Annotated in this window: 25 protein-coding genes; 14 read left to right on the forward strand and 11 right to left on the reverse strand. The window is 62.3% G+C overall.

All coding sequences use genetic code 11. The annotated features are described in order from the left end of the window. Window positions 1-311: 311 nt before the first annotated feature. Window positions 312-1,346 carry an AraC family transcriptional regulator gene (locus HU730_RS14720; RefSeq protein ID WP_034127942.1) on the reverse strand — a complete coding sequence of 345 codons (1,035 nt, stop codon included), beginning with the start codon at window positions 1,344-1,346 and terminating at the stop codon, window positions 312-314. A 4-nt stretch (window positions 1,347-1,350) separates the two neighbouring features. Further along, window positions 1,351-2,481: a carbon-nitrogen hydrolase family protein gene (locus tag HU730_RS14725; protein WP_034127941.1), complete on the reverse strand. Its 1,131-nt coding sequence runs from the start codon at window positions 2,479-2,481 to the stop codon at window positions 1,351-1,353. Between the two features lie 211 nt (window positions 2,482-2,692). On the opposite strand from HU730_RS14725, the gene HU730_RS14730 reads away from it, so the two are divergent. Both HU730_RS14730 and HU730_RS14735 read left to right on the forward strand, forming a co-directional pair. Further along, window positions 2,693-4,732, forward strand: coding sequence for an NADPH-dependent 2,4-dienoyl-CoA reductase (locus HU730_RS14730; RefSeq protein WP_096143796.1), 2,040 nt, complete (start codon window positions 2,693-2,695; stop codon window positions 4,730-4,732). A gap of 56 nt (window positions 4,733-4,788) precedes the next feature. Then, complete coding sequence (locus tag HU730_RS14735) at window positions 4,789-5,730, forward strand: pyridoxal-phosphate dependent enzyme (protein WP_186527193.1); 942 nt, start codon at window positions 4,789-4,791, stop codon at window positions 5,728-5,730. A 68-nt stretch (window positions 5,731-5,798) separates the two neighbouring features. On the opposite strand, the gene HU730_RS14740 is transcribed toward HU730_RS14735, so the two are convergent. The 3 genes from HU730_RS14740 to HU730_RS14750 form a co-directional block, all read right to left on the reverse strand. Further along, complete coding sequence (locus tag HU730_RS14740) at window positions 5,799-6,353, reverse strand: cytochrome b (RefSeq protein ID WP_057974943.1); 555 nt, start codon at window positions 6,351-6,353, stop codon at window positions 5,799-5,801. Between the two features lie 114 nt (window positions 6,354-6,467). Beyond that, window positions 6,468-7,295 carry a phosphonoacetaldehyde hydrolase gene (gene phnX / locus HU730_RS14745; RefSeq protein WP_057974942.1) on the reverse strand — a complete coding sequence of 276 codons (828 nt, stop codon included), beginning with the start codon at window positions 7,293-7,295 and terminating at the stop codon, window positions 6,468-6,470. Between the two features lie 97 nt (window positions 7,296-7,392). Continuing rightward, window positions 7,393-8,517 (reverse strand): 2-aminoethylphosphonate--pyruvate transaminase, encoded by a 1,125-nt coding sequence (locus HU730_RS14750; protein ID WP_186527192.1) that lies wholly within the window; start codon window positions 8,515-8,517, stop codon window positions 7,393-7,395. 112 nt (window positions 8,518-8,629) lie between these two features. Here HU730_RS14750 and HU730_RS14755 point away from each other — a divergent pair, with 112 nt between their 5' ends. Continuing rightward, a complete protein-coding gene (locus HU730_RS14755) occupies window positions 8,630-9,484 on the forward strand; it encodes a LysR substrate-binding domain-containing protein (RefSeq protein ID WP_034127936.1) in 855 nt (284 codons plus the stop codon). Here HU730_RS14755 and HU730_RS14760 read toward each other — a convergent pair. Beyond that, entirely contained in the window at window positions 9,460-10,350 is an 891-nt protein-coding gene (locus HU730_RS14760) for a LysR substrate-binding domain-containing protein (protein ID WP_186527191.1), read from the reverse strand. The genes HU730_RS14755 and HU730_RS14760 overlap by 25 nt on opposite strands. A 258-nt stretch (window positions 10,351-10,608) precedes the next feature. On the opposite strand from HU730_RS14760, the gene HU730_RS14765 reads away from it, so the two are divergent. Both HU730_RS14765 and HU730_RS14770 read left to right on the forward strand, forming a co-directional pair. Continuing rightward, window positions 10,609-11,934, forward strand: a complete 1,326-nt coding sequence (locus HU730_RS14765; protein WP_186527190.1) for an MFS transporter — start codon at window positions 10,609-10,611, stop codon at window positions 11,932-11,934. A 109-nt stretch (window positions 11,935-12,043) separates the two neighbouring features. Beyond that, window positions 12,044-12,748 carry a YebC/PmpR family DNA-binding transcriptional regulator gene (locus HU730_RS14770; RefSeq protein WP_003192227.1) on the forward strand — a complete coding sequence of 235 codons (705 nt, stop codon included), beginning with the start codon at window positions 12,044-12,046 and terminating at the stop codon, window positions 12,746-12,748. A 122-nt stretch (window positions 12,749-12,870) separates the two neighbouring features. Here HU730_RS14770 and HU730_RS14775 read toward each other — a convergent pair whose 3' ends face one another. Continuing rightward, a complete protein-coding gene (locus tag HU730_RS14775) occupies window positions 12,871-14,175 on the reverse strand; it encodes a protein kinase (protein ID WP_186527189.1) in 1,305 nt (434 codons plus the stop codon). 37 nt (window positions 14,176-14,212) lie between these two features. After that, window positions 14,213-15,307: a cell division protein ZapE gene (gene zapE / locus HU730_RS14780; RefSeq protein ID WP_186527188.1), complete on the reverse strand. Its 1,095-nt coding sequence runs from the start codon at window positions 15,305-15,307 to the stop codon at window positions 14,213-14,215. Between the two features lie 190 nt (window positions 15,308-15,497). On the opposite strand from zapE, the gene HU730_RS14785 reads away from it, so the two are divergent. The 7 genes from HU730_RS14785 (at window position 15,498) to HU730_RS14815 (ending at window position 21,813) form a co-directional block, all read left to right on the forward strand. Continuing rightward, on the forward strand, window positions 15,498-15,989 hold the full coding sequence (locus HU730_RS14785; protein ID WP_087149522.1) for a spore coat U domain-containing protein: 492 nt from the start codon (window positions 15,498-15,500) through the stop codon (window positions 15,987-15,989). Further along, window positions 15,983-16,528: a spore coat protein U domain-containing protein gene (locus HU730_RS14790; RefSeq protein WP_034127930.1), complete on the forward strand. Its 546-nt coding sequence runs from the start codon at window positions 15,983-15,985 to the stop codon at window positions 16,526-16,528. The genes HU730_RS14785 and HU730_RS14790 overlap by 7 nt, the downstream gene beginning before the upstream one ends. Before the next feature lie 18 nt (window positions 16,529-16,546). After that, a complete protein-coding gene (locus HU730_RS14795) occupies window positions 16,547-17,089 on the forward strand; it encodes a spore coat protein U domain-containing protein (protein WP_003192220.1) in 543 nt (180 codons plus the stop codon). A gap of 2 nt (window positions 17,090-17,091) precedes the next feature. After that, window positions 17,092-17,580: a spore coat U domain-containing protein gene (locus HU730_RS14800; RefSeq protein WP_034127929.1), complete on the forward strand. Its 489-nt coding sequence runs from the start codon at window positions 17,092-17,094 to the stop codon at window positions 17,578-17,580. A gap of 25 nt (window positions 17,581-17,605) precedes the next feature. Continuing rightward, entirely contained in the window at window positions 17,606-18,394 is a 789-nt protein-coding gene (locus HU730_RS14805; protein ID WP_014718967.1) for a molecular chaperone, read from the forward strand. A gap of 72 nt (window positions 18,395-18,466) precedes the next feature. Beyond that, window positions 18,467-20,815, forward strand: a complete 2,349-nt coding sequence (locus HU730_RS14810; RefSeq protein WP_186527195.1) for a fimbria/pilus outer membrane usher protein — start codon at window positions 18,467-18,469, stop codon at window positions 20,813-20,815. Next, window positions 20,812-21,813, forward strand: a complete 1,002-nt coding sequence (locus tag HU730_RS14815; protein ID WP_186527187.1) for a spore coat U domain-containing protein — start codon at window positions 20,812-20,814, stop codon at window positions 21,811-21,813. Before HU730_RS14810 ends, HU730_RS14815 begins: the two co-directional genes overlap by 4 nt. Here HU730_RS14815 and HU730_RS14820 read toward each other — a convergent pair. Next, complete coding sequence (locus HU730_RS14820) at window positions 21,810-22,547, reverse strand: anti-sigma factor (RefSeq protein WP_096143801.1); 738 nt, start codon at window positions 22,545-22,547, stop codon at window positions 21,810-21,812. The genes HU730_RS14815 and HU730_RS14820 overlap by 4 nt on opposite strands. Further along, a complete protein-coding gene (locus HU730_RS14825; RefSeq protein WP_186527186.1) occupies window positions 22,544-23,050 on the reverse strand; it encodes a sigma-70 family RNA polymerase sigma factor in 507 nt (168 codons plus the stop codon). Before HU730_RS14825 ends, HU730_RS14820 begins: the two co-directional genes overlap by 4 nt. A 167-nt stretch (window positions 23,051-23,217) precedes the next feature. Between HU730_RS14825 and HU730_RS14830 the strand changes: the two genes are divergently transcribed. Continuing rightward, window positions 23,218-24,300: a catalase family peroxidase gene (locus tag HU730_RS14830; protein WP_054917334.1), complete on the forward strand. Its 1,083-nt coding sequence runs from the start codon at window positions 23,218-23,220 to the stop codon at window positions 24,298-24,300. Further along, window positions 24,297-24,836, forward strand: a complete 540-nt coding sequence (locus tag HU730_RS14835) for a cytochrome b (RefSeq protein WP_032896571.1) — start codon at window positions 24,297-24,299, stop codon at window positions 24,834-24,836. Before HU730_RS14830 ends, HU730_RS14835 begins: the two co-directional genes overlap by 4 nt. 157 nt (window positions 24,837-24,993) lie before the next feature. Here HU730_RS14835 and HU730_RS14840 read toward each other — a convergent pair whose 3' ends face one another. Then, a complete protein-coding gene (locus tag HU730_RS14840; protein WP_096143802.1) occupies window positions 24,994-26,145 on the reverse strand; it encodes a M14-type cytosolic carboxypeptidase in 1,152 nt (383 codons plus the stop codon). Between the last annotated feature and the right edge of the window lie 115 nt (window positions 26,146-26,260).

Below are 26,260 nucleotides of genomic sequence, written 5' to 3' on the forward strand. Positions count from 1 at the left end.
CGCCAAGTGTGTTGAATGACCACCGCTTTCGCGAGCAAGCCCGCTCCCACATTTTGATCGAGGTTGCGGTTGAGTTAAATCCAGTGATCGCCGCTACGTTTAATCCTGAAGAGCAGGAATGTCACGACGTCGACATTTTTTCGTCATGACGGCACTTTAGGCTGGGTTCGCAGGTCATTAATCTGCAACCGCTTTCAACACGAAAAGGAGTCCACCATGGACGATTACCAGGAAGAGCTGCTGGAGTATCAGGCATTCGAGCTAGACCCACTGGATCCTGCCGACGATGCCACCGAGCTTTAACACCGACTTCAGGCGGAGTGGCGCTGACTGCGGCGAAATTCCCCTGGGGTCTGGTTGTTCCAGCGTCTGAAGGCCCTTTGGAAGGCTTGGGCCGAAGCAAAACCGAGCAAGTAGGCGATCTCGCCGAACGCCAGTTCCGTATCGCGAATGTAGGTCATGGCCAGGTCGCGACGGGTGTCATTGAGGATCGCGCGAAACTGCGTGCCTTCCTCGGCCAGTTTGCGCCGCAATGTCCAGGTTGGCAGCTTCAAGCGTGCCGCCACTTCCTCCAGGTCGGGTTCCCGGCCGCCATTGAGCATCGGCCCGAGCAACCGGGTAATGCGCTCGCGCAGGCTGCGGGTGCGGGTCAACTGCTCTAATTCCCTTTCACACAGCTGTAGCAACAGGTGCCAGGTGCTTGGGCAATGCTGCGGGTTGCGCAGCGCCAGGGTGGGTTGGCTGAGGCGCAGTTGATTGACCTCGGCGCCGAAGTGGACCACGCCCTCTCCCAGCACCCTGTAGTGGTCGTGGTAGTCCGGCGCGTCGAATTCGATTTCAATGCGCTGGGCCTGCACCGGCTGTTGGGCCAGGCCAGACAATTGCTGCAGCCAGCCGGCGATGATCGAATCCACCACAAAGCGGTTATAGGTGTTGTAGGGGCTGATGGAATAAAACCTCAGCCACGCGCCTTCGGCGTCTTCATGAAAGCTTGATTGCCCGCGATAGTTGGAGCCGTACAGTGCTTCAAAGCGTGTGAGCGTGCGTGCCGCTTCGCGCACGGTGGGCGCTTGGGCGGCAGTAACGCCGGCAAGACCAGCCTGGCTCAAGCGGCTGAGCTGGCCCATACGCAGACCCAGGCCGGGGTTGCCGGTCAGTTGGATGGCCGCGTGGCCCAGGCGCATGTAGCGCGGGATCGACAAGCGTGCGCCGGCCTCAGCCAGGCGAGCTGGATCGAGGCCGTATTGCAGCAGCAGGGGCTGTGGGTCCAGGCCGTGGCTGTGGATGGCGTCGGCCAGGGTGTGCACGAAGCCCACCGACAGATCCCCCAGGCGCACCGGCTTCACGGCGCTACAGCCAGATATTCAGCAGGCGCGCACCATGGGCGTCGCCATCGGCGAAGACTTGCCCATTGCGACTGAGAAAACTTTGGCCGGCGCTGCCCAGGTCCCAGAATTGTCCGCGCAGAAAGACGCTCATGCCCGCGGTGGCTTCGCTGACAGGCGGCTGGCTGATCAGGGTAAGGCGACGCCAGGCCGCGCCCTCACTGGTTTCTTCAGGCTTGAGGCTCACTTCTGAGGGCGTAGACACACTCTTGAAACCGCGCCACGGACGGTCCCAGGTATCGCGGCCGGTGACAAAAGCGGGTACCGCGATCAATTGCGCGCCTTGCTCGTTGAGCTTGCGGTAGTTGTCCGGGTACCAGCTGTCGCTGCCGACCAGAATGCCCAGGCGCCCGGCGGGGGTATCGACAACGTTGACGACATGCTCATCGCCAGGTTCTATAAAGCCACGTTCATCGTAGATCGGGTAAAGCTGGCGCTGCGGCTGGCCCAGCGGCAAGCCGTCGGCGGCGAACACCACGCTGGCGTTGTACAGCGCGCCGTGGCCGATCTCCAGTTGCCCCTGGATCACGCTCGGGTTGGGCAGGGCGATGGAACCGGCCACCAGGGTCACGCCAAATTCTTTGGCGAGGCCGCCAAACAACACTTGATAGTCGCGGGCCATGGCGGGGGCTTTCATGCGCAGGTACGCATCGTCCATGCGGTTGTCGCCAGTGGCGCTGATCCAGGCTTTGGCAAATTGCAGCGGGTTGCTGATCGACAGCCAGTTCATGGCGTCCTTGAGGTGAGCGGCCTGGTACAGCTCATTCTTTTCTCCGCCGAGCATCAGCCAAGTGCCGATATGTTCCGGCAGCACCACAACGGTCTTGGCATTGATCAACCCAAGGTCCCGGGCATTTTGCAGGTAGGCCGACAGCTTCAGGTGCAGGCGTTCCAGGCTCTGGTAATCGGCAGGGAACAGTTCCGGCTGGATACCCAGCAGGTTGCCCCGGTCGGCTGGTTCGCCCTCGTTGACGGCGAGGGTGATGCGCAGGTCGGACAGGTAATGCGCCACGGGGCGCTCCTGGGTCCAGACCAGATACGCGGCGAGTGAGGCAACCAGGGCCATGATGACGGTGAACGCTAGAAGTTTACGCATGGGGCAACAGACAACAGACCAGGTGCAGGGTTCGCGACTAGGGTAGGGCCCATGGCGTGGCTTGCCAAGGGGCGCTGTGCATTTGGATCAATAACTTGTCAGTTTCAGTCATTGAGCCGTGGTCCACCGCCTCTTAGTCTGTGGGACATAAACCGATGGCACGCCGTTCGAGTGCGCCACGTCCCGTGATGATCCGTTGTGGAGCTGTACCATGACCGCTGCTGCCTACCCGCACCTGCTGGCCCCGTTGGACCTGGGTTTCACCACCTTGCGCAACCGTACCCTTATGGGTTCGATGCACACCGGCTTGGAAGAAAAGCCCGGCGGTTTCGAGCGTATGGCGGCCTATTTTGCCGAGCGCGCCCGTGGCGGCGTAGGCCTGATGGTCACTGGCGGCATTGGCCCCAATGATGAAGGCGGCGTGTACGCCGGTGCAGCCAAGCTGACCACCGAAGAAGAGGCGAGCAAGCACAAGATCGTTACCCAAGCCGTGCACGACGCGGGTGGCAAGATCTGCATGCAGATCCTCCACGCCGGGCGTTACGCCTACAGCCCCAAGCAGGTGGCTCCGAGCGCTATCCAGGCGCCGATCAACCCGTTCAAACCCAAGGAACTGGATGAAGAGGGCATCGAAAAGCAGATCCAGGATTTTGTCACCTGCTCGCTGCTGGCCCAGGTCGCCGAGTATGACGGCGTCGAAATCATGGGCTCCGAAGGCTACTTCATTAACCAGTTCCTCGCTGCCCATACCAACCATCGCACCGACCGTTGGGGCGGCAGCTTTGAAAATCGCATGCGTCTGGCGGTGGAAATCGTGCGCCGCGTACGCGAAGCCGTAGGCCCGAACTTCATTATCATTTTCCGCCTGTCGATGCTTGACCTGGTGGAAGGCGGCAGTGTCTGGGAAGAGATCGTGCAGTTGGCCAAGGCCATCGAACAGGCCGGTGCGACGATCATCAACACCGGTATCGGCTGGCACGAAGCGCGTATCCCGACCATCGCCACCAAGGTACCCCGTGGTGCGTTCAGTAAAGTCACGGCCAAATTGCGCGGTTCGGTACAGATTCCGCTGATCACCACCAACCGCATCAACACCCCGGAAATTGCTGAGCAGATCCTGGCCGAAGGCGACGCCGATATGGTCTCGATGGCGCGGCCGTTTCTCGCCGACCCCGAGTTCGTCAACAAGGCCGCCGCCGGGCGCGCCGATGAGATCAATACCTGTATCGGCTGCAACCAGGCATGCCTGGACCATACCTTTGGCGGCAAGCTCACCACCTGCCTGGTCAACCCGCGGGCGTGCTACGAAACCGAGCTCAATTACTTGCCGGTCAAGCAGATCAAAAAGGTCGCGGTCGTCGGCGCAGGCCCTGCGGGTTTGGCCGCGGCTACCGTGGCCGCAGAGCGCGGGCATCAGGTGACCTTGTTCGACTCCGCCAGCGAGATCGGCGGCCAGTTCAATATCGCCAAGCGCGTGCCGGGCAAGGAAGAGTTCTTCGAGACCCTGCGTTATTTCAAACGCAAATTGCAGACCACCCACGTCGAGCTGTGCCTCAACACCCGTGTCGACGTTGCGCAACTGGTAGCGGGCGGTTATGACGAAGTGATCCTGGCCACCGGCATCGCACCGCGTACCCCGGCGATTCCCGGTGTCGACAACGCCAAGGTCCTGAGTTACCTGGACGTGATCCTCGAGCGCAAGCCGGTGGGCAAGCGCGTGGCGGTGATCGGCGCCGGCGGCATCGGTTTTGACGTGTCTGAATTTCTCGTCCACCAAGGCGTATCCACCAGCCTGGATCGTGAGGCGTTCTGGAAAGAATGGGGCATCGACACTCAGCTGCAAGCCCGTGGTGGCGTGGCCGGGATCAAACCCGAGCGCCACGCGCCGGCCCGTGAAGTGTTCCTGCTGCAACGCAAGGCTTCCAAAGTGGGCGATGGCCTGGGCAAGACCACGGGCTGGATCCACCGCACCGGTTTGAAGAACAAGCAGGTGCAGATGCTCAACAGCGTCGAGTACTTGAAGATCGACGATGAAGGCTTGCATATCCGCATCGGCGCCGAGGGCGAGCCGCAAGTCCTGGCGGTGGACACTATCGTCATCTGTGCCGGCCAGGACCCGCTGCGCGAATTGCACGACGGCCTGGTCGCCGCCGGCCAGAACGTGCACCTGATCGGCGGCGCCGATGTGGCGGCCGAACTGGACGCCAAGCGCGCCATCAACCAGGGCTCGCGCCTGGCTGCAGAGCTGTAAGGCGCCAAGAGGGGCGGTGTTAGACTACCGCCCTCTTTTCATTCAGATACCTGCCGATGTGCCCTTTCGACTGGCTTGCTCACGCGCCCCTTGAACCCTTGCACCTGGACTGGCTGAACGGAGTCGAGTTGGCCGTGCTGCGCCTGGACTGTATCGACCCGCTGATCAGTGGCAACAAGTGGTTCAAGCTCACCGAGCACCTGGCCCAGGCCCGACACGCTGGAGCCACCGGGGTGATGAGTCTCGGCGGTGCGTACTCCAACCATTTGCATGCGCTGGCGGCGGCGGGCAAGCGCTTTGGTTTTTCCACGGTCGGCCTGCTGCGGGGCCATCCTCAAGACACCCCCACGGTTCTCGACCTCAAAGCGTTTGGAATGCAACTGCATTGGCTCGGTTATGGCGGTTATAGGGCGCGGCATGAAGCGGGTTTCTGGTTGCCTTGGCGCGAGCAGTATCCTGGCTTTCATCCGATACCCGAAGGCGGCGGTGGGCTGGCCGGTGCGCAGGGCTGTGGCGTGTTGGTCGAGCAGGCGCGGGCGCAACTGGACAGCCTCGGTTGGAGCGATTACGACGCCTGGTGGTTGGCGGCGGGTACCGGCACGACACTGGCCGGGCTGGCACTGGCGGAGGCGGGCGCGCATCCGGTATATGGCGCCATGGCGGTGCCGGATGACCACGGTGTGGCGCAGAACGTGAGTGCCATCGTGCAGGACGGTTATACATTGCTGGACGCCAGTCGCGGCGGCTTTGCCAAAGCCGATCCACTGTTGCTCGACTTCATTCAGCGCACCGAACTAGCGTGCGGTCTACCGCTGGAACCGCTTTACACCGGCAAGGCGCTGCTGGCGTTGAAACAGCAGATCGAGGCCGGACGCTTTGCCCCCGGCATGCGCCTGATCTTCATCCATACCGGCGGCCTGCAAGGCCGCCGAGGCTTCAGCGACTGGCGCAAACCTCTTGTGGGAGCTGGCTTGCCTGCGAAAGCGGTCTTGCAGTAAGAGGCACTGTGACTGACACACCGCCTTCGCGGGCAAGCCCGCTCCCACAGGGGAGCTAATTGGCTGGGTTAAAGCCTCCTCCCACCCGGCATCATGCGCAGCGCCGTGTTATCGCGCATCACGTAATGATGAAAGATCCCCGCCAACGCGTGCAGCCCGATCAGCCAGTACCCGATCTGGCCAAACAGCACATGCCAGCCTTCAATCTCCTTGGCCAGTGCCTTGTTTTCCCCAATCAACGGCGGCAACTCCATCCCATAGAACATCACCGAGTGCCCTTCGGCGCTGACGATCAACCAGCCGGCAATCGGCATGCCGATCATCAACGCGTACAACGCAGCGTGCATCAGTTTCGCCAGCAGGCTTTGCCATTGCGGCGGCGCCGGCAGGATCTTCGGTGCCACCCCCAGGCTGCGTGCAAACAGGCGTAGCCATACCAGTACAAACACGGTAAGGCCGAGCATGAAGTGCATTTCAACAATCAAGGTGCGCGCACCGCTGCCTTTGGGGAATTGGCCGCGCAGTTCAATGCAGGCGTAGACCACCGCCAGCAGCACCACCATCAACCAGTGCAACGCAATCGACATGGTGCTGTAGCGTGTATCGGAATTTTTCCACGGCATCGCTGTGTTCCTCACTCATCAGGGCATACCTCCATTCTTTCGCGATGGAGTGCATTAACTCTATGCCTGTTTTGAGCGCTGCGCTTGTTGCCAATGCCGTTGTCTTGACCTCGGTCAGTAGGCCTGCGGCATTTCCCCGCGGGCCAGGCGCTGGTTGATGTCACTGATGACCCGTGGCAGATCGGTGATGGTGTCAATCAGGTAGTGTGGGCGTGAAGCTTCGAACATCGCTTCGATGCGCTGGCGTTCGCTGGCCAGTGTGTCGGTGTCCAGGGCGCGGAACTGCTCGTAGGTGAGGCCCAGCGCGTTGCCCGAGCAGGTCAGGGCCACGGTCCACATGCCGGCACGGCGACCTTCGAGAATGCCCGGCACGGTGTCGTCGACCTTCACGCAGGCCGCCACATCATCAATGCCAAGGGCGATCACGTTGGCCAACGCCTGGGCCGGCCATGGTCGGCCGTTGGGCACTTCGTCAGTGGCCACGACGTGGTCGGCGACGTAGCCGTTGGTGGCGGCCAGGGCCACGACCTTGTCCATCACCTGCTTGGGGTAGCCAGAGCAGGAGCCGATCTTGATGCCTTGGCCGCGCAGCGCTGCAATGGTGTCGAGGGCGCCGGGGATCAGGGCCGAGTGTTCGGCGATCTTCTCGATCTGCAGCGGCATGAAGCGCTGGTAGATGGCGGTCACGTCGTCGTCGGTGGGCGTGCGGCCGAACGCCTTGCGGTAGCGTTCGGCAACCTGCGGCTGGTCGCAGAGCGTACGGATATGGTCCCACTTGCCCATGCCCATCGGGCCACGGGCTTCCTCGATCGACACCTGCACGTCGAACTCGGCGAAGGCCTCGACAAAAATCTGCGTGGGGGCGAAGGAGCCGAAATCGACCACGGTGCCAGCCCAGTCGAGGATAACGGCCTGGAGGGTGTTGGGGTTTTGATAGTTCATGGTTCAGATCCTGTGGGGTAATAACATTCATCTATGTAGGAGCTTGCTCGCGAAAAACATCCAGGCGCCGCGTTAACTCAGGATGCCCGCGTTTTCGTTAACACTCTTCGCGAGCAAGCTCGCTCCTGCACATTTCTTGCAGCACCTCGGCGATGGCCTTGACGGCTGCGCGCATGTCGGCCGCGTCGACATGACCGATGCAGCCCACGCGAAAGGTTTCCACCTGGGTCAATTTGCCCGGGTACAGAATGAAACCCTTGGCCTTGACCCGTTCGTAGAACGCTTTGAACTGATAGCGAGGATCGTCGGGGGCGTGGAAGGTGGCAATGATCGGCGCCTGGATAGCCGCCGGTAGAAAACTGCGCACGCCTAGTTCGGCCATGCCGTCCAGCAAGGCCTGGCAGTTATTTGCATAGCGCTGGTGACGGGCGGGCAGGCCGCCTTCCTCGGCGTACTGCAACAGCGCTTCATGCAGAGCAGCAACCACGTGGGTCGGCGGCGTGAAGCGCCATTGTCCGGTCTTGGCCATGTAGGTGTGCTGGTCGAACAGGTCCATCGCCAGGGAATGGCAGTTGCCCTGGGATGCAGCCAGCGCCGCTTTTTCGGCAAAGACAAAGCCCATCCCCGGTACGCCTTCCAGGCATTTGCCCGAGGCGGCGATCAGCGCGTCGAAGGGGATTTCGCGGGCATCAATCGGTAGCGCGCCGAAGGAACTCATGGCGTCGATGATCAGGCGCTTGCCGTGGCGTTTGACCACCTCGGCGATCTGCGGCAACGGGTTGAGAATGCCGGTGCTGGTTTCACAATGAATCAGCGCGACGTGGGTGATGGCGCTGTCGGCGTGCAGCAGGCGATCCACATCGGCGGCAGTGGTGGGCTCGTCTTCGGCGGTTTCAAAGGTGCTGAATGCGCGGCCAAGCACTTCGCAGATTTTCGCCAGGCGCTTGCCGTAGGCGCCGTTGATGAGCACCAGCACCTTGCCATTGCGGGGGACCAGGGTGCCGATCGCAGCTTCGACGGCGAAGGTGCCGCTGCCTTGCAACGGCACGCAGTGGTGGCTGTCGGCGCCGTTGAGGATCGCCAGCAACTGGCTGCACACACTGGCTGTGAGCTGGTTGAAGCGGTCGTCCCACGAGCCCCAGTCCGTCATCATCGCTTGGCGGGTGCGGTTCGAGGTGGTCAGGGGGCCGGGGGTCAACAGGATCGGCGCGGCAGTGGGCATGTCAAATCCTCGCAAGGTGTTGGGGTTCAAGCTACGGCGCCTAAATTGCAGTTTGGCTTGTCATCAATCAAATTGTTTGTTGTTATGCGAGCTATCAGTGAGGCCGATAGCTATGAATCTGTTCCAACTGCGTGCATTCGATGCCGTGGCCCGTGAGGGCAGTTTTACCCGCGCGGCGGCTCGGCTGTTTATCAGCCAGCCGGCGGTGACCGGGCATATCAAGGCGCTTGAGGAGCACTACCAGATCCCGCTGTTGCGCCGCACCGCACGGCGGGTGGAATTGACCGAGGAGGGCGCACGCCTGGCGGCCATCACGCGGGCTATCTTCGGGTTGGTCGACGAGGCGCAAACCCTGCTGGAGGCCAACCGCCAGTTGCTCACCGGGCGCCTGGAAGTGGCGGCGGATGGCCCCCACCTGGTGATGCCGATGATCGCCAGCCTGCGTGCGCGCTACCCCGGCATTACCGTGAACCTGCGTTTGGGCAATGCCCAGGAAACCCTGGCGGCGTTGCTGTCCGAACATGCGGATGTGGCGGTGCTCACCGAGGTGGAACCGCGCAATGGCCTGCACTTGCAACCCCTGGACCAGTCACGGATTTGCGCCTTGGTGCCGGCCGCACACCCGTGGGCCAAGCAGCCCGACGGTATTGAACTGGCGCAGTTGCATGAGGTGATCATGGTGCTGCGCGAGCCCAGTTCCACCACCCGCCGCACCTTTGACGACGCCTGCCTGGCGGCGAATGTGCAGCCCAAAGTGCTGCTGGAACTGGACAGTCGGGAAGCTGTGGCCGAGGCGGTGGCGGCAGAGTTGGGCGTGGGCGTGGTGTCGTCGATGGAGGTCAGCCCGGACCCGCGTGTGCAGGCAGTGCCGATCCTCGGCGATGGCCTGCTGAATCGGCATATGCTCGGCTGCATGGAGCGCCGTCGCTCGCTGCGCTTGATTCAGGCGTTTTTCGAGTTGGCGTGAAGGCTCTCACGCACAATCTCCAGAAAGGTCGCGACCACACGGCGTGAACTTTGCTCTTTCAGGCACACCAGGGTTTCTTTCATGCGTTGGGTGCAATCGCGGATCGGCATGGCGTACACCCGTGCATCGGCACCGAACTCTGCCGCCGACACCACGCCCACGCCAATCCCTACCACCACGGCTTCACGGGCGGCCTCGCGGCCTTCCACCTGGATCGCCGGACGAATGCGCAGGCCGGCCTGGCGCATTTCCTGCTCCAGGGTCTGACGGGTGACCGAGCCGGTTTCCCGCAGTACCAGCGGGGTGTCATCGAGGTCGGCCAGGCAGATCGACTCGCGCCCGGCCCAGGCATGGTCCCGTGCGACAAAAGCCAGCAGTTGGTCGTCGGGCAGCGGCACTGACAACAGGCGCACATCATCGACATCGCGCCCCAACAGCGCCAGGTCGGCCTGGTAGTTGTAGAGGCGCGACAGCGACTCATCGGTATTGCCGGTTTCGATTTTTACGCTGATCCCAGGGTAGCGCTGGCAGAAGCGCGCAATCTGCGGCAGGACGTGCACGGGCGCATCCACCGCCAGGGTGAGAGTTCCGGTGAGCAGGGCACGCGAATCCTGCAGCAATTCTTCGGCTTCGGCCTCGATCACAAACAGGCGCTGGGTGATACCCAGCAGGCGTTCACCCAGATCGGTCAGGCGCACCGAACGCTTGTTGCGGTGAAACAGCAATACGCCGAAGCGCTCTTCAAGTTTGCGCACCTGGTCGGAAATCGCAGGCTGGGTCAGGAACAGCCGTCCTGCAGCCCCGGTAAAACTGCCGTGAATGGCTACCGCATGGAAGGCTTTGAGCTGGGCATGGGAAACCGACATGGTGCGTCCTCTTAAAACCTGAACTTATATTTGAAATACGATAAATCGATTTTACCTATGAGTCAGCCATTGCTTTGATGCACCTCAGTCGCCGTAGGTTGAGTCCTACAACCACGGCGGCCATGGGCGCAGTCACACCGCATCCATCTGACCAATACCGCGCTATCCAAGGCCCGGCATTGCAGTGCTCAACCATAAGAACAACAGGCGTTTTCTTTCGATTCTGCCGGCACACTCACACCTGAGGTCAGAACCACCATGAATATCCCTATGGGTAGTATCAAGCGTTGGCGCGTGCAGATTTTCGCCATTACCTGGCTGGCGTACGCCGCGTTCTATTTCACCCGCAAAGCCTTTTCGGTGGCAAAGCTGGGGATTGGCGACGACCCGAGTTTCCCCCTCGACAAAATGACGATGGCTAACCTGGATGGCCTCTATCTCGCAGCGTATGCGGTGGGCCAGTTCACCTGGGGCATGCTTGCAGACCGCTTCGGGCCACGGGTAGTGGTGCTCGGTGGCTTGTTGATTTCCGCAGGCGCGGCGCTGGTGATGGGCACCTTTGCCACCTTGCCGATTTTTGTCACCTGCATGTTGGTACAGGGCTTGGCCCAGTCCACTGGCTGGTCGGGGTTGTGCAAGAACCTCGGTAGTTTCTTCCCGGCCCAGCAGCGGGGGCGGGTGCTGGGGCTGTGGAGTTCGTGTTATGCATTTGGCGGGTTGGTCGCGTCACCGTTTGCCGGTTGGTGGGCTTATACGCTGATCGGCAGCTGGCATGCGGCGTTTATTTCCAGCGCCGCAGTGGTCGCGGTGGTGGCCGTGCTCTTCTTTATGTTCCAGCGCAATACCCCGCAGGATGTGGGCTTGCCGGCAGTCGAGCCCGAGCCGGTGCTGAGCGCCGAGCAGTTGGCCGCCGAACAGCGCGTGAGCGTACTCGAACCCCTGCGCGCGATCCTGCGCAACCGTACGGTGTTGACCCTGGGGCTGGCTTACTTCCTGCTCAAGCCGGCGCGCTACGCGATTCTGTTGTGGGGGCCGGTGATCGTCTACGAGCAGATGCCGTCGGTGGGCAAGGTCGGCGCCGCCATCGTGCCCACCGCGTTTGAGCTGGCCGGTTTATTGGGGCCGGTGTTGATCGGCCTGGCCTCCGACAAACTGTTCGGTGCTCGGCGCATGCCCGCCTGCGTGCTCAGCCTGTTGGCGCTGACGGTTGCCCTGGCGTTGTTTATGGGCGCGCTGCACACCGGCAGTGTGGTGCTGGTGATGGCGTTGCTGTTTGTCATGGGGCTGACGCTGTATGGGCCGGACTCGATGATCAGCAGCACGGCGGCCATCGACTTCGGCACCGCCAAGGCCGGCGCTACCGCTGCGGGCTTTGTCAACGGCTGCGGTTCGGTGGGAGCGATCCTGGGTGGCTTGCTGCCAGGCTATTTCGATACCGTTACGGTATTTATTGTGTTTGCCGGTGCGGCACTGTTTTCGTCGCTGGTGCTGATGCCCTACTGGAATGCCAGGCCCGCCGTACTGGCCCAGGCCGGGGATTTTGTGCCGGACCGCAATGCGGTGATCAAACCCTTGCGCACCTGAGTACCCTGGCCGGTTTTTTGGTGGAACGAAGCGTTCTCGCGCTATAAACTCTGCCCCCAAAGCGCCGGCCAGTAGACGTTTCGGCGCGATGGAAATAAGAGAGTGAGTCATGGGCGCACAGTGGAAAGTCAAACATAAAGAAGCGGCAGCCAATGCCAAGGGCAAGATTTTCGGCAAGCTGGTGAAAGAAATCACCATCGCCGCCCGCAACGGCGCCGATACCGCGACCAACGCGCACCTGCGCCTGGTGGTGGAACAGGCCAAAAAAGCCTCGATGCCCAAGGAAACCCTGGACCGCGCGATCAAAAAGGGCGCCGGTCTGCTCGGTGAGACCGTGCAATACCACCGCGTGACCTACGAAGGTTTCGCGCCGCACCAGGTGCCTTTGATCGTCGAGTGCGTGACCGACAACATCAACCGCACCGTGGCGGAAATCCGCGTGGCCTTCCGCAAGGGCCAACTGGGCGCTTCCGGTTCGGTGGCCTGGGATTTCAACCATGTGGGCCTGATCGAAGCATCACCGGACACGCCAGACGCCGATCCAGAAATGGCCGCCATCGAAGCCGGTGCCCAGGACTTTGAAGAGGGTGAAGAAGGCGCCACCTTGTTCATTACCGAAACCACCGACCTGGATGCCGTGCAGAAAGCCTTGCCGGAGCAGGGTTTTACCGTGCTGTCGGCCAAGCTGGGCTATATCTCCAAGAACCCGGTCAGCGGCTTGACCGATGAGCAGATGGCTGAAGTCGAGGCGTTCCTGGAAGGCCTGGACAACCATGATGATGTGCAGGATATGTTTGTCGGCCTGGCGGGCTGATTTCTATCTGAGTACACGCGGTTAATATGTGGGAGCGGGCTTGCTCGCGAATGCGGTGGAACAGCCAATACATCTGTTGACTGTCACACCGCATTCGCGAGCAAGCCCGCTCCCACATGGGTTCAGGGGTGCTGCAGAGATTCCAGCAGGGCCTCGATTTCCTCAAAGCCTGGTCGGGCCAGTACATCCGGCTGACAGCAACGCTCGCACAGTTCGCACAGCACCTTGTCAATGGCTTGTGCCTCAACCCGCTCCAACAACTCCCCCAGCAGCACCCCGAACGCCCGCACTTCAATACGCTGCAGCGCACGGGTTTCCAGCGTGTTCGCCGTGGCATGGAATGACGCCGCGCCAAAGTCTCCGAGCAAGCAATCACCTGCTGCGTTCCACAAAATATTGTGACCATACAGGTCACCATGGGTAATGCCGTGCCGATGCAGGTGCGCCGCCACCGAAGCAACGCCCCGCGCCATGCGCAGTGCCACGTCCAGGCTGAAACGGATGGTGGGTTCGTAGACATCCCGCGTGCACGACGTCAGGCTCGGCAGGGCTGCGAGGTTGCGGTAACTCGGGTCGATCAGCTCCATCACCAGCGCGGCCTGGTTGTCGGGGTGGCCGATGACGCGTCCTTCAACCTTGATCAGGTTGGGATGCAGCCCGGCAGCGATGCAGGCTTGCATTTCATGCAGCGGTGAACCGTCGCTGGTGATGGTGCCCTTGTACAGCTTGACCGCGACTGGCAACGCATGGGGTTTCCACAGCGCCTTGCGAATAATCCCCGAAGCGCCTTCGCCCAGGACTTCGCCCATTTCCAGTTCCTGCCAGGCGATGTTCGGCGTCGCCTCGTCAGCGCTTACCTGCACGGCCATTTCCACCGGGTTGCCGGCGTAGGCCAGCCAGGTCAGGCTCGGCAGGGTCAGCAGCCACTGCGGCAGGTGGGTGAGGCGGTTGGAGGCGATGCGGATCAACTCCAGGTTTTGGCACTGGGTCAGGCTTGGCGGCAGGTCGGTCAACTGGTTACCGGCCAGCATCAGCTTTTGCAGCAAGGGGCGTTCGCCCAGTTCATCGGGCAATTGGCTGATGCAGTTGTCGGTGAGGATTAGCCAGCGCAACAGCGGCGGCAGGGCGGCGGCGGGTACCTGGCTGATCTGGTTGGCCTTGAAGCCGATCATGCTCAGCTTGGCGCACTGGCCCAGGCATTGCGGCAGTTCGGTAAAGGCGTTGTCCGAACAGAACAGCACACGCAGGTTCGTCAGGCGGTGCAGGTCGTCGGGCAGGCTGCTCAGGGCGTTGCCGGTGAGGTTGAGGATTTCCAGCGAGTCGGCCAGTTCGAAGATTTCCCGGGGGAACTCGGTCAGCCCGCAGGCCAGGTCCAGGCGCGTAACGCCAGCCAATTGGCCAGCCTTGAGTTGGGCGAGGGTATTCATGCAGGGCGCAGTGCTCGGAAGGAGGCGTAAAAGGCGCTCATGATAGCGGCTCGGGCGCGGGTTGCGGGCAGCGCGTGTGCAATTGGCGCAGGCGGCTGGCGGTGCGGGCGAGGTCGATGGCCTGGCCTTCCAGGCATTTATCCAGGGGTTGGTGACCGATAAGTGTCAGTTGCTTGTCCTGGTCGTAGAGCACGTCTACCAGGTTGATAAAGCGCTGTTGCACGGCGATGGGGCATTCGGCCAGATGCGGCAGGCCGTCGATGATCCAGTGGTCGAAGTCCTGGCACAACAACAGGTAATCCATGACCGCCGTGAGCTGTTCGCACAGGTCGTTGAAGGTAAATGCGATGGTTCGTGCCTGATGGCCTCGGCACTGTAACTGCCGAGTGCCGACCTTCAGGGTTTGCACCGGGCAATCTGTGGCAGGCAGGCCCAGGCTTTCACGCTGGCCTGTTGTACCTGGCCATACATACTGGCCGCCCGTGAAGCGTTGTTGGGCATGGGCCTGAGCCAGGCTGCGAAAGTCCTGAGGCGCACTGACTTCCAGCACCTCCATGCGCGCGGCGATCAGCTCGATCACCGGCTTGAAACGCTCGTGGTACAGCGGGTTGGGCAGCAATCCTTCGGGTGGGTAGTTGGAGGTCACCAGCACCAGCACGCCGCGCTGGAACAGGGCCTTGAACAGGCGGCTGATGAGCATCGCATCGCCGATATCGTGCACATGGAATTCGTCGAAACACAGCACTCGGCAGCCGGTCAGCAGCTCGTCCAGAGTGGCGCCCAAGGCATCGTCATGCTCGCGGTGCAGGAACATGCCCTGGTGCAGCCGGGCGAAGAAGTTGTGGAAATACACGCGTTGCTTCTCGGCGATGGGCAGTGCCTGGAAAAATCCATCCAGCAGCCAGCTTTTGCCACGCCCCACCGGGCCATGCAGGTACAGGCTGCGCGTGGCCTGGCCGTTGAGCAGGTGTTGTGCCTCGCGATTCAGGGCGGTAATCGCCCGGATTTGCCCCTCACTGAGGGTATAGCCCTGTTGTTCGGCCTTTTTTTGAAAATACGCCGGGATAGGCGAGGCGTCCGAGGCGTCGGTTTTTTTACCCAGCAGGCGCTGGAGCAGGGCAAGCACGGCCAAGAATAATCACTCTGTATTGCGGTGGTCGTTCACTGTAGGACGCTCGATGCCATTTGACCAATAGGAAAGGTCCCCAAGCCATGCAAACTGGCACTTTCGCGTTAACTGGCTAACCTCATACACAGTTGTCACCCCTGTATAAGGAATTGGGGCTGTGAAGGGACCGGCTGTATTGGCTGTCATGGGCACGATGCTCTGCAACACGGTGTTTGCTGCGCAACTCCAGGTGGAGGTGCGCATCGACGTGCAGCGGGGTTGCCAGTTGGTGGGCACCACCCGCAATGCGGGCATTGAGCAACTTGGCGTATTGGATTTCGGCAGCGGCCCGCGTCTGGATGACCCGGCCGGCCCCCTGAGTGCGGCCCTGATCAGCCAACGCCAGCCGCGCCTGGAATGTAACCCCGACACGCCTTACCAAGTGCGCGTTGACGGCGGCCTGCATGGCGGCGTCGGCGAAGTGCGTTATCTCGCCAATCCGGCGCCCTCCAGTCGGCCCATCCCCTATCGAATCTATGCCGACGCCGCGCGGCTGATCCCCTTGCCAGTGGACGTGCCCATCAGTGGCCGCGTACCGGACACCGGCTCTGTCGACCTGCCGCTGTATGGCCGCATCGAACCGCTCAAAGGCATTCCCGCTGTCGGCCGTTATTCCGACCTGCTCAAGGTCACGGTCACATGGTAAGCCGCTACCTGGCTGTGACGGCCCTGGGCGGTCTGCTGTTGCTGGCGGATGACGCGCAGGCGGCGGTGGTCAACGGCCAGGTCCACGCGCGTTTGGTGATCACCGCCAGTTGCGAAGTGAGCAAAGACGTGGAAACCGCGCCGGTCACGCCTGAGGGCGGCACGGCGCTAATGGATTTCGGCAGCCAGGGGCCGACCTGGAGCAACACGCTGGGCGCGTCGATTTCCGATGCCGACAAGGCGCCGCTGTCGGTGTCCTGCAACCCCTCGGTGGTCAGCAGTTTCACGGTGACCATCGACGGCGGCGCTAATGGCGACGGCACCACGCGGCGCCTGAGCAATGGCCGCCAGACCATTCCTTATCGACTGTCGGCGGATCCCCAGGGGCGCAGTGCCTACAGGATCGGCCAGCAACGCAATTTCGTCGTGACCCAGGGCACCCAGGTACCGATCCCGGTATTCGGTTCCGTGGTGGCGAATACCAGGGCCCTACCGGCCGGCATCTACACAGACACCCTGACGGTGACTCTGGATTGGTAAACCATGAGGATGGATATCATGCATGTACTTGTATCGCGAATCGGCCTCTGTGCCCTGGGCCTGGGGCTGGCGTCCAGCCTGAACGCGGCGACCACGGTGACCGGGCAGATCAGTTCCAGCCTGACCTTGATCGCCAGTTGCCAGGTCAACGGCTCCGGGGCGGCCACCGGGCTGAATTTCGGTAGCTTGAACTTCGGTACCACCAACAGCCTGTTTACCAATGCCGACGCCCAGTTGCTCGGCGGCACCGGTACCGGCGGCGCGTTGTCGATCCTGTGTTCGGCTGGCACCGCGCCAACGATCAAGGTGCGTGCCGGCGCCCACGATGGTGCTTCCCCCGGTGGTACTCGTGCGCTGGCCGATGGCGTGGGTAACTTCGTGCCTTACGATTTCTACACTGACAGCGGGCGTTCAGCGCTGTTGGCGATTGACGGCGTGGTGACCCTCGCCACCAGTACCGGCGTGGCGCAGACCGTCAACCTTTACGGCCGGGCGGTGGGCAAAGCGGGCCTGCCGGCGGGCACCTACACCGACACCGTGGCCGTGGAACTGACGTTCTAACGATGTGGCCCAGGGTGTTGCTCGCCATCGGCCTGGCGATACCGTTGCCGCTGTCGGCGGTGGTCAACCAGAGCTTCCAGGTGAGTGCGACCATCACGCCGGGCTGTCTGATTGTGGGCGGCGGCGCCAACTACGGCACCTTGGCCTACGGCAGCTATTCGGCCCTGGCCACCAGCACGGTCACAGCGGCTCTCACTGGCGGCGTAACCCTGCAATGCACGCCGGGCGTGGCCCTGAGCATGAGCGTGGATGGCGGCCTGTACAGCAGCACCGGACGCAATTTGCAGCTCAACAGTGGCAGCGCGCGGGTGGCTTACCAATTGTTTCGCGATGCGGCGTTCAGCCAGAACCTGGGCATCAACCAGAGCGTCAGCGTGACCTACAGCGATGCGAGCAACATCAGCCTGCCGATTTACGGGCGGGTGGTTTTACCGGGCAATCAGCCTGGGGGGACGTACAGCGACACGCTGCAGGTGCAGCTGACGTGGTAGGGCTAACGGTTTAAGGAGGGGTGTCATGGGTTGTGCTTTGCGACGGTTATGGACCGCGGGTTTCGCCTTGGGGGCGTTGTGCTCGGCGGGGTTTGTACAGGCGGCCAGTTCGGTGCTGATCTGGCCCATCGACCCGGTGCTGGAGGCTGACCAACAGGCCAGCGCGCTGTGGCTGGAGAACCGTGGCACCGAGACCGCCAACCTGCAGATCCGCGTGTTTGCCTGGAGCCAGAACGGTTTCGACGAGCAGTACCAGAACCAGCGCGATGTGATCGGCAGCCCGCCGGTGGCCAAGATTGAGCCGGGCCAGAAGCAACTGGTGCGCCTGACCCGCACCCGGGAGGTACCGCCGGGGCAGGAGTTGGCCTATCGCATCATCATTGACGAAATCCCCTCGGCGCTGCAGGTGCCAGCACCGCCGGAGGGCAAGAACACGGCAGCGGCGATTCGCTTTCAGATGCGCTATTCGGTGCCATTGTTTGCCTACGGCGCTGGCCTGTGGAGCAAGGACGACGCCACCCGCCAACGTGACCCCAAGGGCGCGGGCAAGCCGCAGTTGAGCTGGCAAAAGGTCAACGTGGCAGGGCGCAACTACATCGAGGTGCGCAACCAGGGCGCCGTGCATGCGCGGCTTACCGATGCGTCATTCAAACAGGGCGGGCAGACCCGGCCGTTGGTGGACGGCTTGCTCGGCTATGTGCTGCCGGGCGCGAGCATGCGCTGGCCGGTGCCGGATGCCGTATCGGCCGACCAGCCGTTGCAGGTCCGGGTCAACGGCGCGCCGCAACTGGAGAGCCTGGCGCCCAAGCGATAGCCGTGATGTAGCGCAACGGGCACACGCCCGGGTTTTAACAGGATGGAGATGTCCATTGAGGGACACAACGCCATGGTGAGTCGTGGTTGGGCTCGGGTTTTATGGCCGTCGGTGGCAGTGGCAAGCGGGCTGTGGGGCGCAGCGATGGCGGGCGACCTGCCGCCGCCGCCCGGCAGCATGGAGGCAGTTGCCGATGCACAGCTGTTTCTGGAACTGGTGGTCAACCAGATGGACACCGGCCGCGTCATCGCGGTCGAGCAGCGCGCCGGCCAGCTGTTTGTGCCGGCCAGCGCGTTGCAGGACGTGGGTATGAAACTGCCCGGTGAGCCCGTCGGCAGTGTGGCCCTGGAACAAGTGCCGGGCCTGCACAGCGACTACGACAGCAACGGCCAGCGCCTTCTGCTGGATGTGCCGCCCTCCTGGCTGCAGGAACAGTTCATCGGCAACCGCAATACCTATCCGCGTACCCAGGCCATGAGCAGCTTCGGCGCCTTGCTCAACTATGACGTGTATTTCAATGACACCGACGATGGCGGCAGTTACCTCGCGGCCTGGAACGAAGTACGGCTGTTTGACACCTGGGGCACCTTGTCCAACACCGGGCAACTGCGCCAGACCCTGTCCGATGGAATCAGCGGCGGCACCCTCGACAATGGTTACCGACGTTACGACACCACCTGGCGTTTTTCCGACGATGAGCGCCTGCTGACCTACGAGGCCGGCGACGTGATCAGTGGCGCGCTGCCCTGGAGTAGCTCGGTGCGCCTGGGCGGGGTGCAACTGTCCCGGGATTTTGCCGTGCGCCCCGACCTGGTCACGTACCCCTTGCCGCAGTTTGCCGGTGAGGCGGCGGTGCCCTCGTCGGTGGACCTGTTTATCAACGGCTACAAATCCGACAGCGCGCGACTGCAACCCGGCCCCTACACCCTGACCAACATCCCATTCATCAATGGTGCCGGCGAGGCCGTGGTGGTCACCACCGATGCCTTGGGCCGCCAAGTGTCGACCACGGTACCGTTCTACGTCACCAGCACTTTGCTGCAACAAGGCTTGACGGATTTTTCGCTGGCCGCCGGTACCTTGCGCCGTGACTACACCCTACGGGACTTCGGCTACGGACCGGGCGTGGCCAGTGGCACGTTCCGCTATGGCTATTCCGATAACCTGACCCTGGAAAGCCATGCCGAAGCCTCCAGCGACCTGAGCCTCGGCGGGCTCGGCGGCAACCTGCGCCTGGGCAACTTCGGCGTGCTCAATACCGCCCTCAGCCAGAGCCAGTTCGACAGCCGCACGGGCCAGCAACTGAGCCTTGGTTACCAGTACAACAGCACGCGCTACAGCTTTATGTACCAACGGGTGGAACGTCGCGACGACTACGCCGACCTGACCCTGGTCGATACCCCATACGCCAGCCTCAGCAAGCGCAGCGAGCAGGTGACCCTGAGCCTCAACCTCCAACGTTTCGGTAGCCTGGGCCTGGGCTATTTCGACGTGCAGGCGGCGGACGACTCGCGCACGCGCCTGCTCAACCTGAGCTGGAGCAAACCGTTGTGGCGCAACACGAGCTTTTATCTGTCAGCCAACCGCGAAATCGGTGACAGCAACTGGGCCATGCAGGCGCAACTGGTCATCCCGTTCGACCTCAACGGCAGCTTGGCCTTGAGCACCGAGCGCAGCAAGGACGGCGCCAGTCGCCAGCGCATCAACTACAGCCGCGCGGTGCCCAGCGAAGGCGGCGTGGGCTACAACCTCGGCTATGCCCAGGGCGATGCCCCCAGCTATCGACAGGCCGACCTGACCTGGCGCTTGCAGTCGGTGCAGTTGCAGGCCGGCGTGTACGGCAGCAGTGAGGCCATGACGCGCTGGGCCGATGCCAGCGGCTCGCTGGTGTGGATGGGCGGCGAAACCTTTGCCGCCAACCGCATCAATGACGCCTTTGTGGTAGTGAGCACCCAAGGCTTTGCCGGGATTCCGGTGCGCTACGAAAACCAACTGGTGGGCCAGACCGACCGCAACGGCCATTTGCTGGTGCCGTGGAGCAGTGCCTATTACCGCGGCAAATACGAGATCGACCCCTTGAACCTGCCGGCGAATGTGCAAAGCCCCAATGTTGAGCAGCGCGTATCGGTACGCCGTGGCAGCGGTTACCTGCTGGAATTCCCCCTGCGCCGGGTGCTCGCTGCAAGCATCACTCTGGTGGACCGCCAGCATCAGGAGTTGCCGCTGGGCAGCCTGGTAGTGCACCAGCAAAGCAACACCCAAGCAGTGGTCGGCTGGGATGGCCTGGTGTATCTGGAAAACCTCAGCGCGCACAACACCTTGCAGGTCACCCTCGGTGAGGGCCGCACCTGCCAGGCGACATTTGATATTGATGAGCAGCAACAGGACGTGCCCTTGATCGGGCCATTAGTGTGCCAATGAGGGATCGAACAGGGAGTGTTCAGGTGAGGGGCAGCGTAGGGTTATATGGGGTAGGTTTGTTGTTTTGCGGACAGGCCATGGCGGCGTGTTCGGTGGTGTCCACCGTGCCAGCCAGTTTCGGCTCGATCAGCTCGATGACGGTGCGCACCGCTGCGCAAACCAGCTCTACGACTAATTCAGGGTTGAGTTGCACCTCAGCGTTGATATCGCTGCTGGTGTCCACCGACCACTTTTACGCCACGATCACATCGTCGCAAAGTGGCATGGTCGGGCCGACCGGTGATGTGATCAGCTATACGATTTATGGCAACAACAGCACCAGCTATCCCATCACCCGTGGCAGCCAATTCGATTTCGGCGGCGCTGGCGGCATCGCCCAGAGCATTGGCCTGATCGCAGGGCCCGGCGCGAAAACCGTACCGCTGTACCTGAGCAGCATCACCGGCAGCAACGTCGCCGCCGGGGTGTACACCGAGACATTGAGCATCGCCTGGGTGTGGAACTATTGCTCGGGGATCGGCCTTGGCGGCATTTGCCTGGGACGTGACACTGGCAGTGGCACGGCGTCCCTGACCGTCAGCATGACCGTGACCAACGACTGCCAGATCACCGCCCCGAATATCAGCTTCGGCAGCGCGCCGGTGGTCAGTGGGTTTACCGCGGTGAGCGGGCAGACCATCAACATCGCCTGCACCAAGGGCAGCGCCTATACCGTGGGCTTGAGCGATGGCCAGAACCCGGTGAGTGTCGGCGGCCGGCGACGTATGGTTTCCGGCGGCAATTACCTGGCCTATGACATTTTCAAAAGTGCCGGCACCACGCGCTGGGGCAGTGTCGGCGCGGCGCGGCGGGCCAGCTCCACGGCCGAGGTCAACCCCGGAAACGGCTTGGGCAATGGCAGCCAGGTGTACAACTACAACGCCAAGGTCTACACCGACCAGCCCACACCACCGGCTGGCACCTATCTGGATAATGTGGTGCTGGACGTCGGTTTCTAGAATGGCGTCTGCAACGCGGCGGCCTGATCCACCGGGCTGACCATCGCATAGTTGTAGCCGCCGCCCGACCAGTAGTCGGCCTGCAAGCCATCGGCACTGCGGCTGCCGCGAGGCAGGAAACCGTTGTTCGGGCCCGGCGGGCGGATGTAGAAGCTGATGCGCCGGCCTTGGGCGTCCTGGTACAGCACCATGGCTGCCGCGCCTTGGTCGGTGGTGAGCAGGCGCCCGCTGACCGGCTTGAAGCCGGCTTGGCTCAGGTCGGGCAGGCGATGGGCCTGGTTGAAATAACGGTCGAGCCAGGCCTGCATGATGCCGCGGTCCTGGGCGTTGTAGTCGGCGGGCATGATGCCGTCCTGGGCAAACAGGCGATAGGCCTGCATGGCGTCGGTCATCGGCAACAGCGGCGGCTGGGTGGCTTCACGGGCGTGCCAACCGCCAACCCCGCCGAGGCTCACGGCGATCAGCAACAACGCCGCCGTGGCCAAGTGCCGACGGGACTGTTTCTTGATGCGCTGGCGAATCAGCGCCGGGTCCAGTGCCGGGTTGTGCGGCTGTTGCAGGGCGCCGCTCAATGACGCACGCAGCAGCTGCGCATCCTGTTGCCAGGCCTGTACCTGGGCCGCCACTTCGGGGTGGCTGGCCAGCCAGGTTTCAAGCACACGGCGATCAGTGTCGAGCAATTGGTGATCGACGTAGGCATGTAAATCGCGTTCGCTGGGGGGCAGGCTGATCATTTGAGTCTCCGCAGGGCAGGGCCGGTCATTTCGCCATCGCTGAGTTGACGCAGCGCTTGGCGTGCGCGGGACAGGCGTGACATCACGGTGCCGATGGGCACCTTGAGGATCTCGGCCACTTCCTTGTAGCTCAAGCCCTCGACGGACACCCACAGCAACAGGGCGCGCTGTTCGGTGTTCAGTTGGTCGAAGGCTTGCAGGGTGGATTGGGCCAGCACCGTGCGTTCCACCGAAGGTTGCTCGTCATCGCGGCCGGTGAAGAATTCGAGCATGCGTGCATAGCGGCGGTTGCGGCGGTGGGCGTCGAGGAACTGGCGGTAGAGGATCGAAAACAGCCAGGCGCGCAAATCGCCCTCGATACGTTTATCGGCCCAGGCGACGATGGCGCGCTCCAGGGTCGATTGCACCAGGTCATCGGCGCTGCTGCTGTTGCGCGTCAGGGACAGGGCAAAACGCCGCAACCTGGGAATGAGTTCACGTAACTGTTCGTCGAGTTCATGCATGGGCGTCTGGCTGGTCACTACGCTGGGACTAGAGAGACGTCCGGCGTTGAAGGTTATTCCCCGTCCCGCAAAATAAATCCAGGGCCTGGGAATAGAGCCAATCGGCGTTCGTCTTAATGCTCCGACCTTATGTTTCAGCCTGAGGCCTCTGGCCCTGGAGTTCCTGCATGGTAGATCACTCATCACCCCCCCGTCCTCCATTGAGCACTGCTAGCCTGATCGCACGACTTGCCGGCATCGGTGCCGTGGTTGCGGTTGTTGCCGGGGCATTTGCCTACGTCAATGGCACGCTCGACCCACAACGCCTGCGGCCAAAAACCTTGGTCAATGCCCTGGAAACCAATAACGGCGTGCATCCGGGCTTTCGCCGTAACCATGCCAAGGGCGTATGCGTGGCGGGTTATTTCGAGAGCAGTACCGAGGCCCGTGCCTATTCCAACGCCCAGGTGTTCAGCGAGGCCAAGACTCCGATCATCGGCCGCTTTGCCTTGCCCAGCGGCAACCCCTACGCGCCGGACAGCAGTGTGCCGATTCGCAGTTTCGCCGTGCAGTTCAGCCAGGCCAACGGCCAGCAATGGCGGACGGGGATGAACAGCATGCCGGTGTTCCCAGTGGGCACGCCCGAGGCGTTTTACCAGTTGCTCAAGGCCGGCGCGCCAGATCCGGCCACCGGCAAGCCGAACCCGTCAAGCATGCCGGCGTTTTTTGCCGCACACCCCGAGACAGCGCCATTCCTGGCCTGGGTCAAGACCGCCAAGCCATCGGCCAGTTATGCGACTGAAACCTATAACGGCATCAACGCGTTTTACCTGGTGGCTGCCGATGGTACGCGCCAGGCCGTGCGTTGGGAGGTGGTGCCCCAGAGCCAGGACGCGGCGGGTGATACCGCACCTGCTGGCAGTGACTTCCTCGAGCAGGACTTGGTGCGACGCCTGGCCGCCGGGCCATTGCGTTGGCAGTTGAACATGACCCTGGCCAACCCCGGCGACCCGCTGGACGACGCAAGCAAGACCTGGACCGGCGCGCACAAGGTCCTCAACGCCGGCACGTTGGTGCTGCAAAGCAGCCAGCCCCAGGCAGACGGTGATTGCCGCGATATCAACTTTGACCCGTTGATTCTGCCCAGTGGTATCCAAGCCTCCAACGACCCCTTGCTGGCCGCCCGTTCGGCCGCGTATGCCAGTTCGTACCTGCGCCGCGCCGGGGAAGTCAGCCCGTTGCACAGCGCCCCTCAGGAGTCGAAGCCATGAATGCTCAACCACGGTTCTTTGCGCCCCTGGCGCGCGTGCTGCACTGGCTGATGGCGTTGATGATCATCGCCATGCTGTTTATCGGCGCGGGTCTGGCGGCGTCGGTGTCGGAGCGCCATGAGTGGCTGATCCACCTGCACAAGCCGCTGGGCATTGCGATTCTGGCGCTGGTGATCGTGCGCCTGGCGGTGCGTTTCTCGACGCGCCAACCGCCGTTGCCAGCGGATTTACCGGTGTGGCAAAGGCTCGCAGCCAAGGCTTCCCATGTGCTGTTGTACGCGTTGATGCTGGTGTTGCCGCTGCTGGGTTGGGCGATGATTTCAGCGGCTGGCGACCCGGTGATGCTCAGCAGTAACCTGCAACTGCCCGCACTGGTGGGGGCGAATGCGCCGTTGTTCGCGCTGTTGCGCAAGGCCCACGGCTACCTGGCCTATCTGCTGTTTCTCACCGTGCTGGTGCATCTGGCGGCCGCGTTGTTCCACGGTTTGATCCGCCGCGATGGTGTCTTGCAAAGCATGACCGGCAGCAAGGATTGACCGCTCTTGTGGCGAGCGAGCTTGCTCGCGCTGGGCTGCGAAGCAGCCCCAAAACAGCCTGCTCGGTGTGTCAGGTGATCCGGCAGTGATTTTCATGGGGCCGCTATGCGGCCCAGCGCGAGCAAGCTCGCTCGCCACAAAGAGCTCGCCTCGGGGGTTAGCGCAAACGCCCAACGATATCAGCGACGCTGCTCAACACGTCCTTGCCCAACTGTTTTGAACGATCGCCTGACCAGCCAGTTCGCAGGTTGGGCGCGTCGTCGTTGTCCTTGAAGGGCATTTCCAGGGTCAGGGACAGGCAGTCGTATTTTTCTCCTACCGCGTTGCAGGCCAGGGTCATGTTGGCTTGGCCGGGCAGGTCGTGGGTGTAGCCGTGGGTGGTCTGGAAGTCTCGTGTCAGGTGGCTCAAATGGCTGCGGAAGTGTTTTTCCAGGGCTTCGATACGCGGGGTGTAGCCAGGGTTGCCTTCGCAGCCGGCGGTGAACACGTAGGGGATTTCTTCATCGCCGTGGATGTCGAGGAACATATCCACGCCGTACTTTTCCATCTGTTGCTGGACGAACAGGACCTCGGGGCTGAGTTCCTGGCTGGCGCTTTGCCAGGCGCGGTTCAGGTCCTGGCCCATGGCGTTGGTGCGCAGGTGGCCGTGGAAGGCGCCGTCCGGGTTCATGTTTGGTACCAGGTACAGATCGGCGACGGCCAGCAGTTTTTTCAGTTCGTCGTCGCCGTCCTTTTGCAGGCGCTCAATCACTCCCTCCATAAACCATTCGGCCATGTGTTCCCCGGGGTGCTGCTGGGCGATGATCCACACCTTGCGCCGTCCTTCGATTCCTTTGCCTCGGCGCAGCAGTTGAATATCGCGGCCTTCAGCGCTCTTGCCGGTGGCCAGCAGGGTGACCCCGGCGTACTTCAGGGCTTGCTCGATCAGCCAGTCGTGGCGTTCACGGCTATAGGGCTCGAAGTAGGCAAACCAGGCGTGCTTTTCCCGGGTCTGGAGGTTGATGTGCAGGATCTCGCCGTCAAAGCGCGTCGGTACCCGGAACCAGTTGATATGGTCGTAGGACGCCACGGCGTTGTAGCCGCTCCAGGCATGCTTGTAGGACGAGCGCCCTGCGTTGCTCAAGCGAAAGGTATGGGTGTGCCCCACGTGCATGCCTTCGGCCTTGAAGTGGAACCATTGGTAGTGATCGCTGCGGGTGTCGGGTTTGATTGCCAGCAACAACTGATAAGCGTCGCTGGCATCCAGGACCTGAATGTTGCCGCTGTCGAAGTCGGTGCTGATCTTGATGGAGGTCAAGGCCACGGTCATAGTCTGGTTGCCTGAATATGAGTGATGTGGCGGCTATCTTACACAGGCGTTCGGTAAAACCTGGATGCAAAAATTGTTGCAGGGGAGGGGGCGTCATCCGTGACGCCGCCGCAGC

The organism is Pseudomonas sp. SWRI22 (assembly GCF_014268395.2).
GTDB classification, from domain to species: Bacteria; Pseudomonadota; Gammaproteobacteria; order Pseudomonadales; family Pseudomonadaceae; genus Aquipseudomonas; species Aquipseudomonas paracarnis.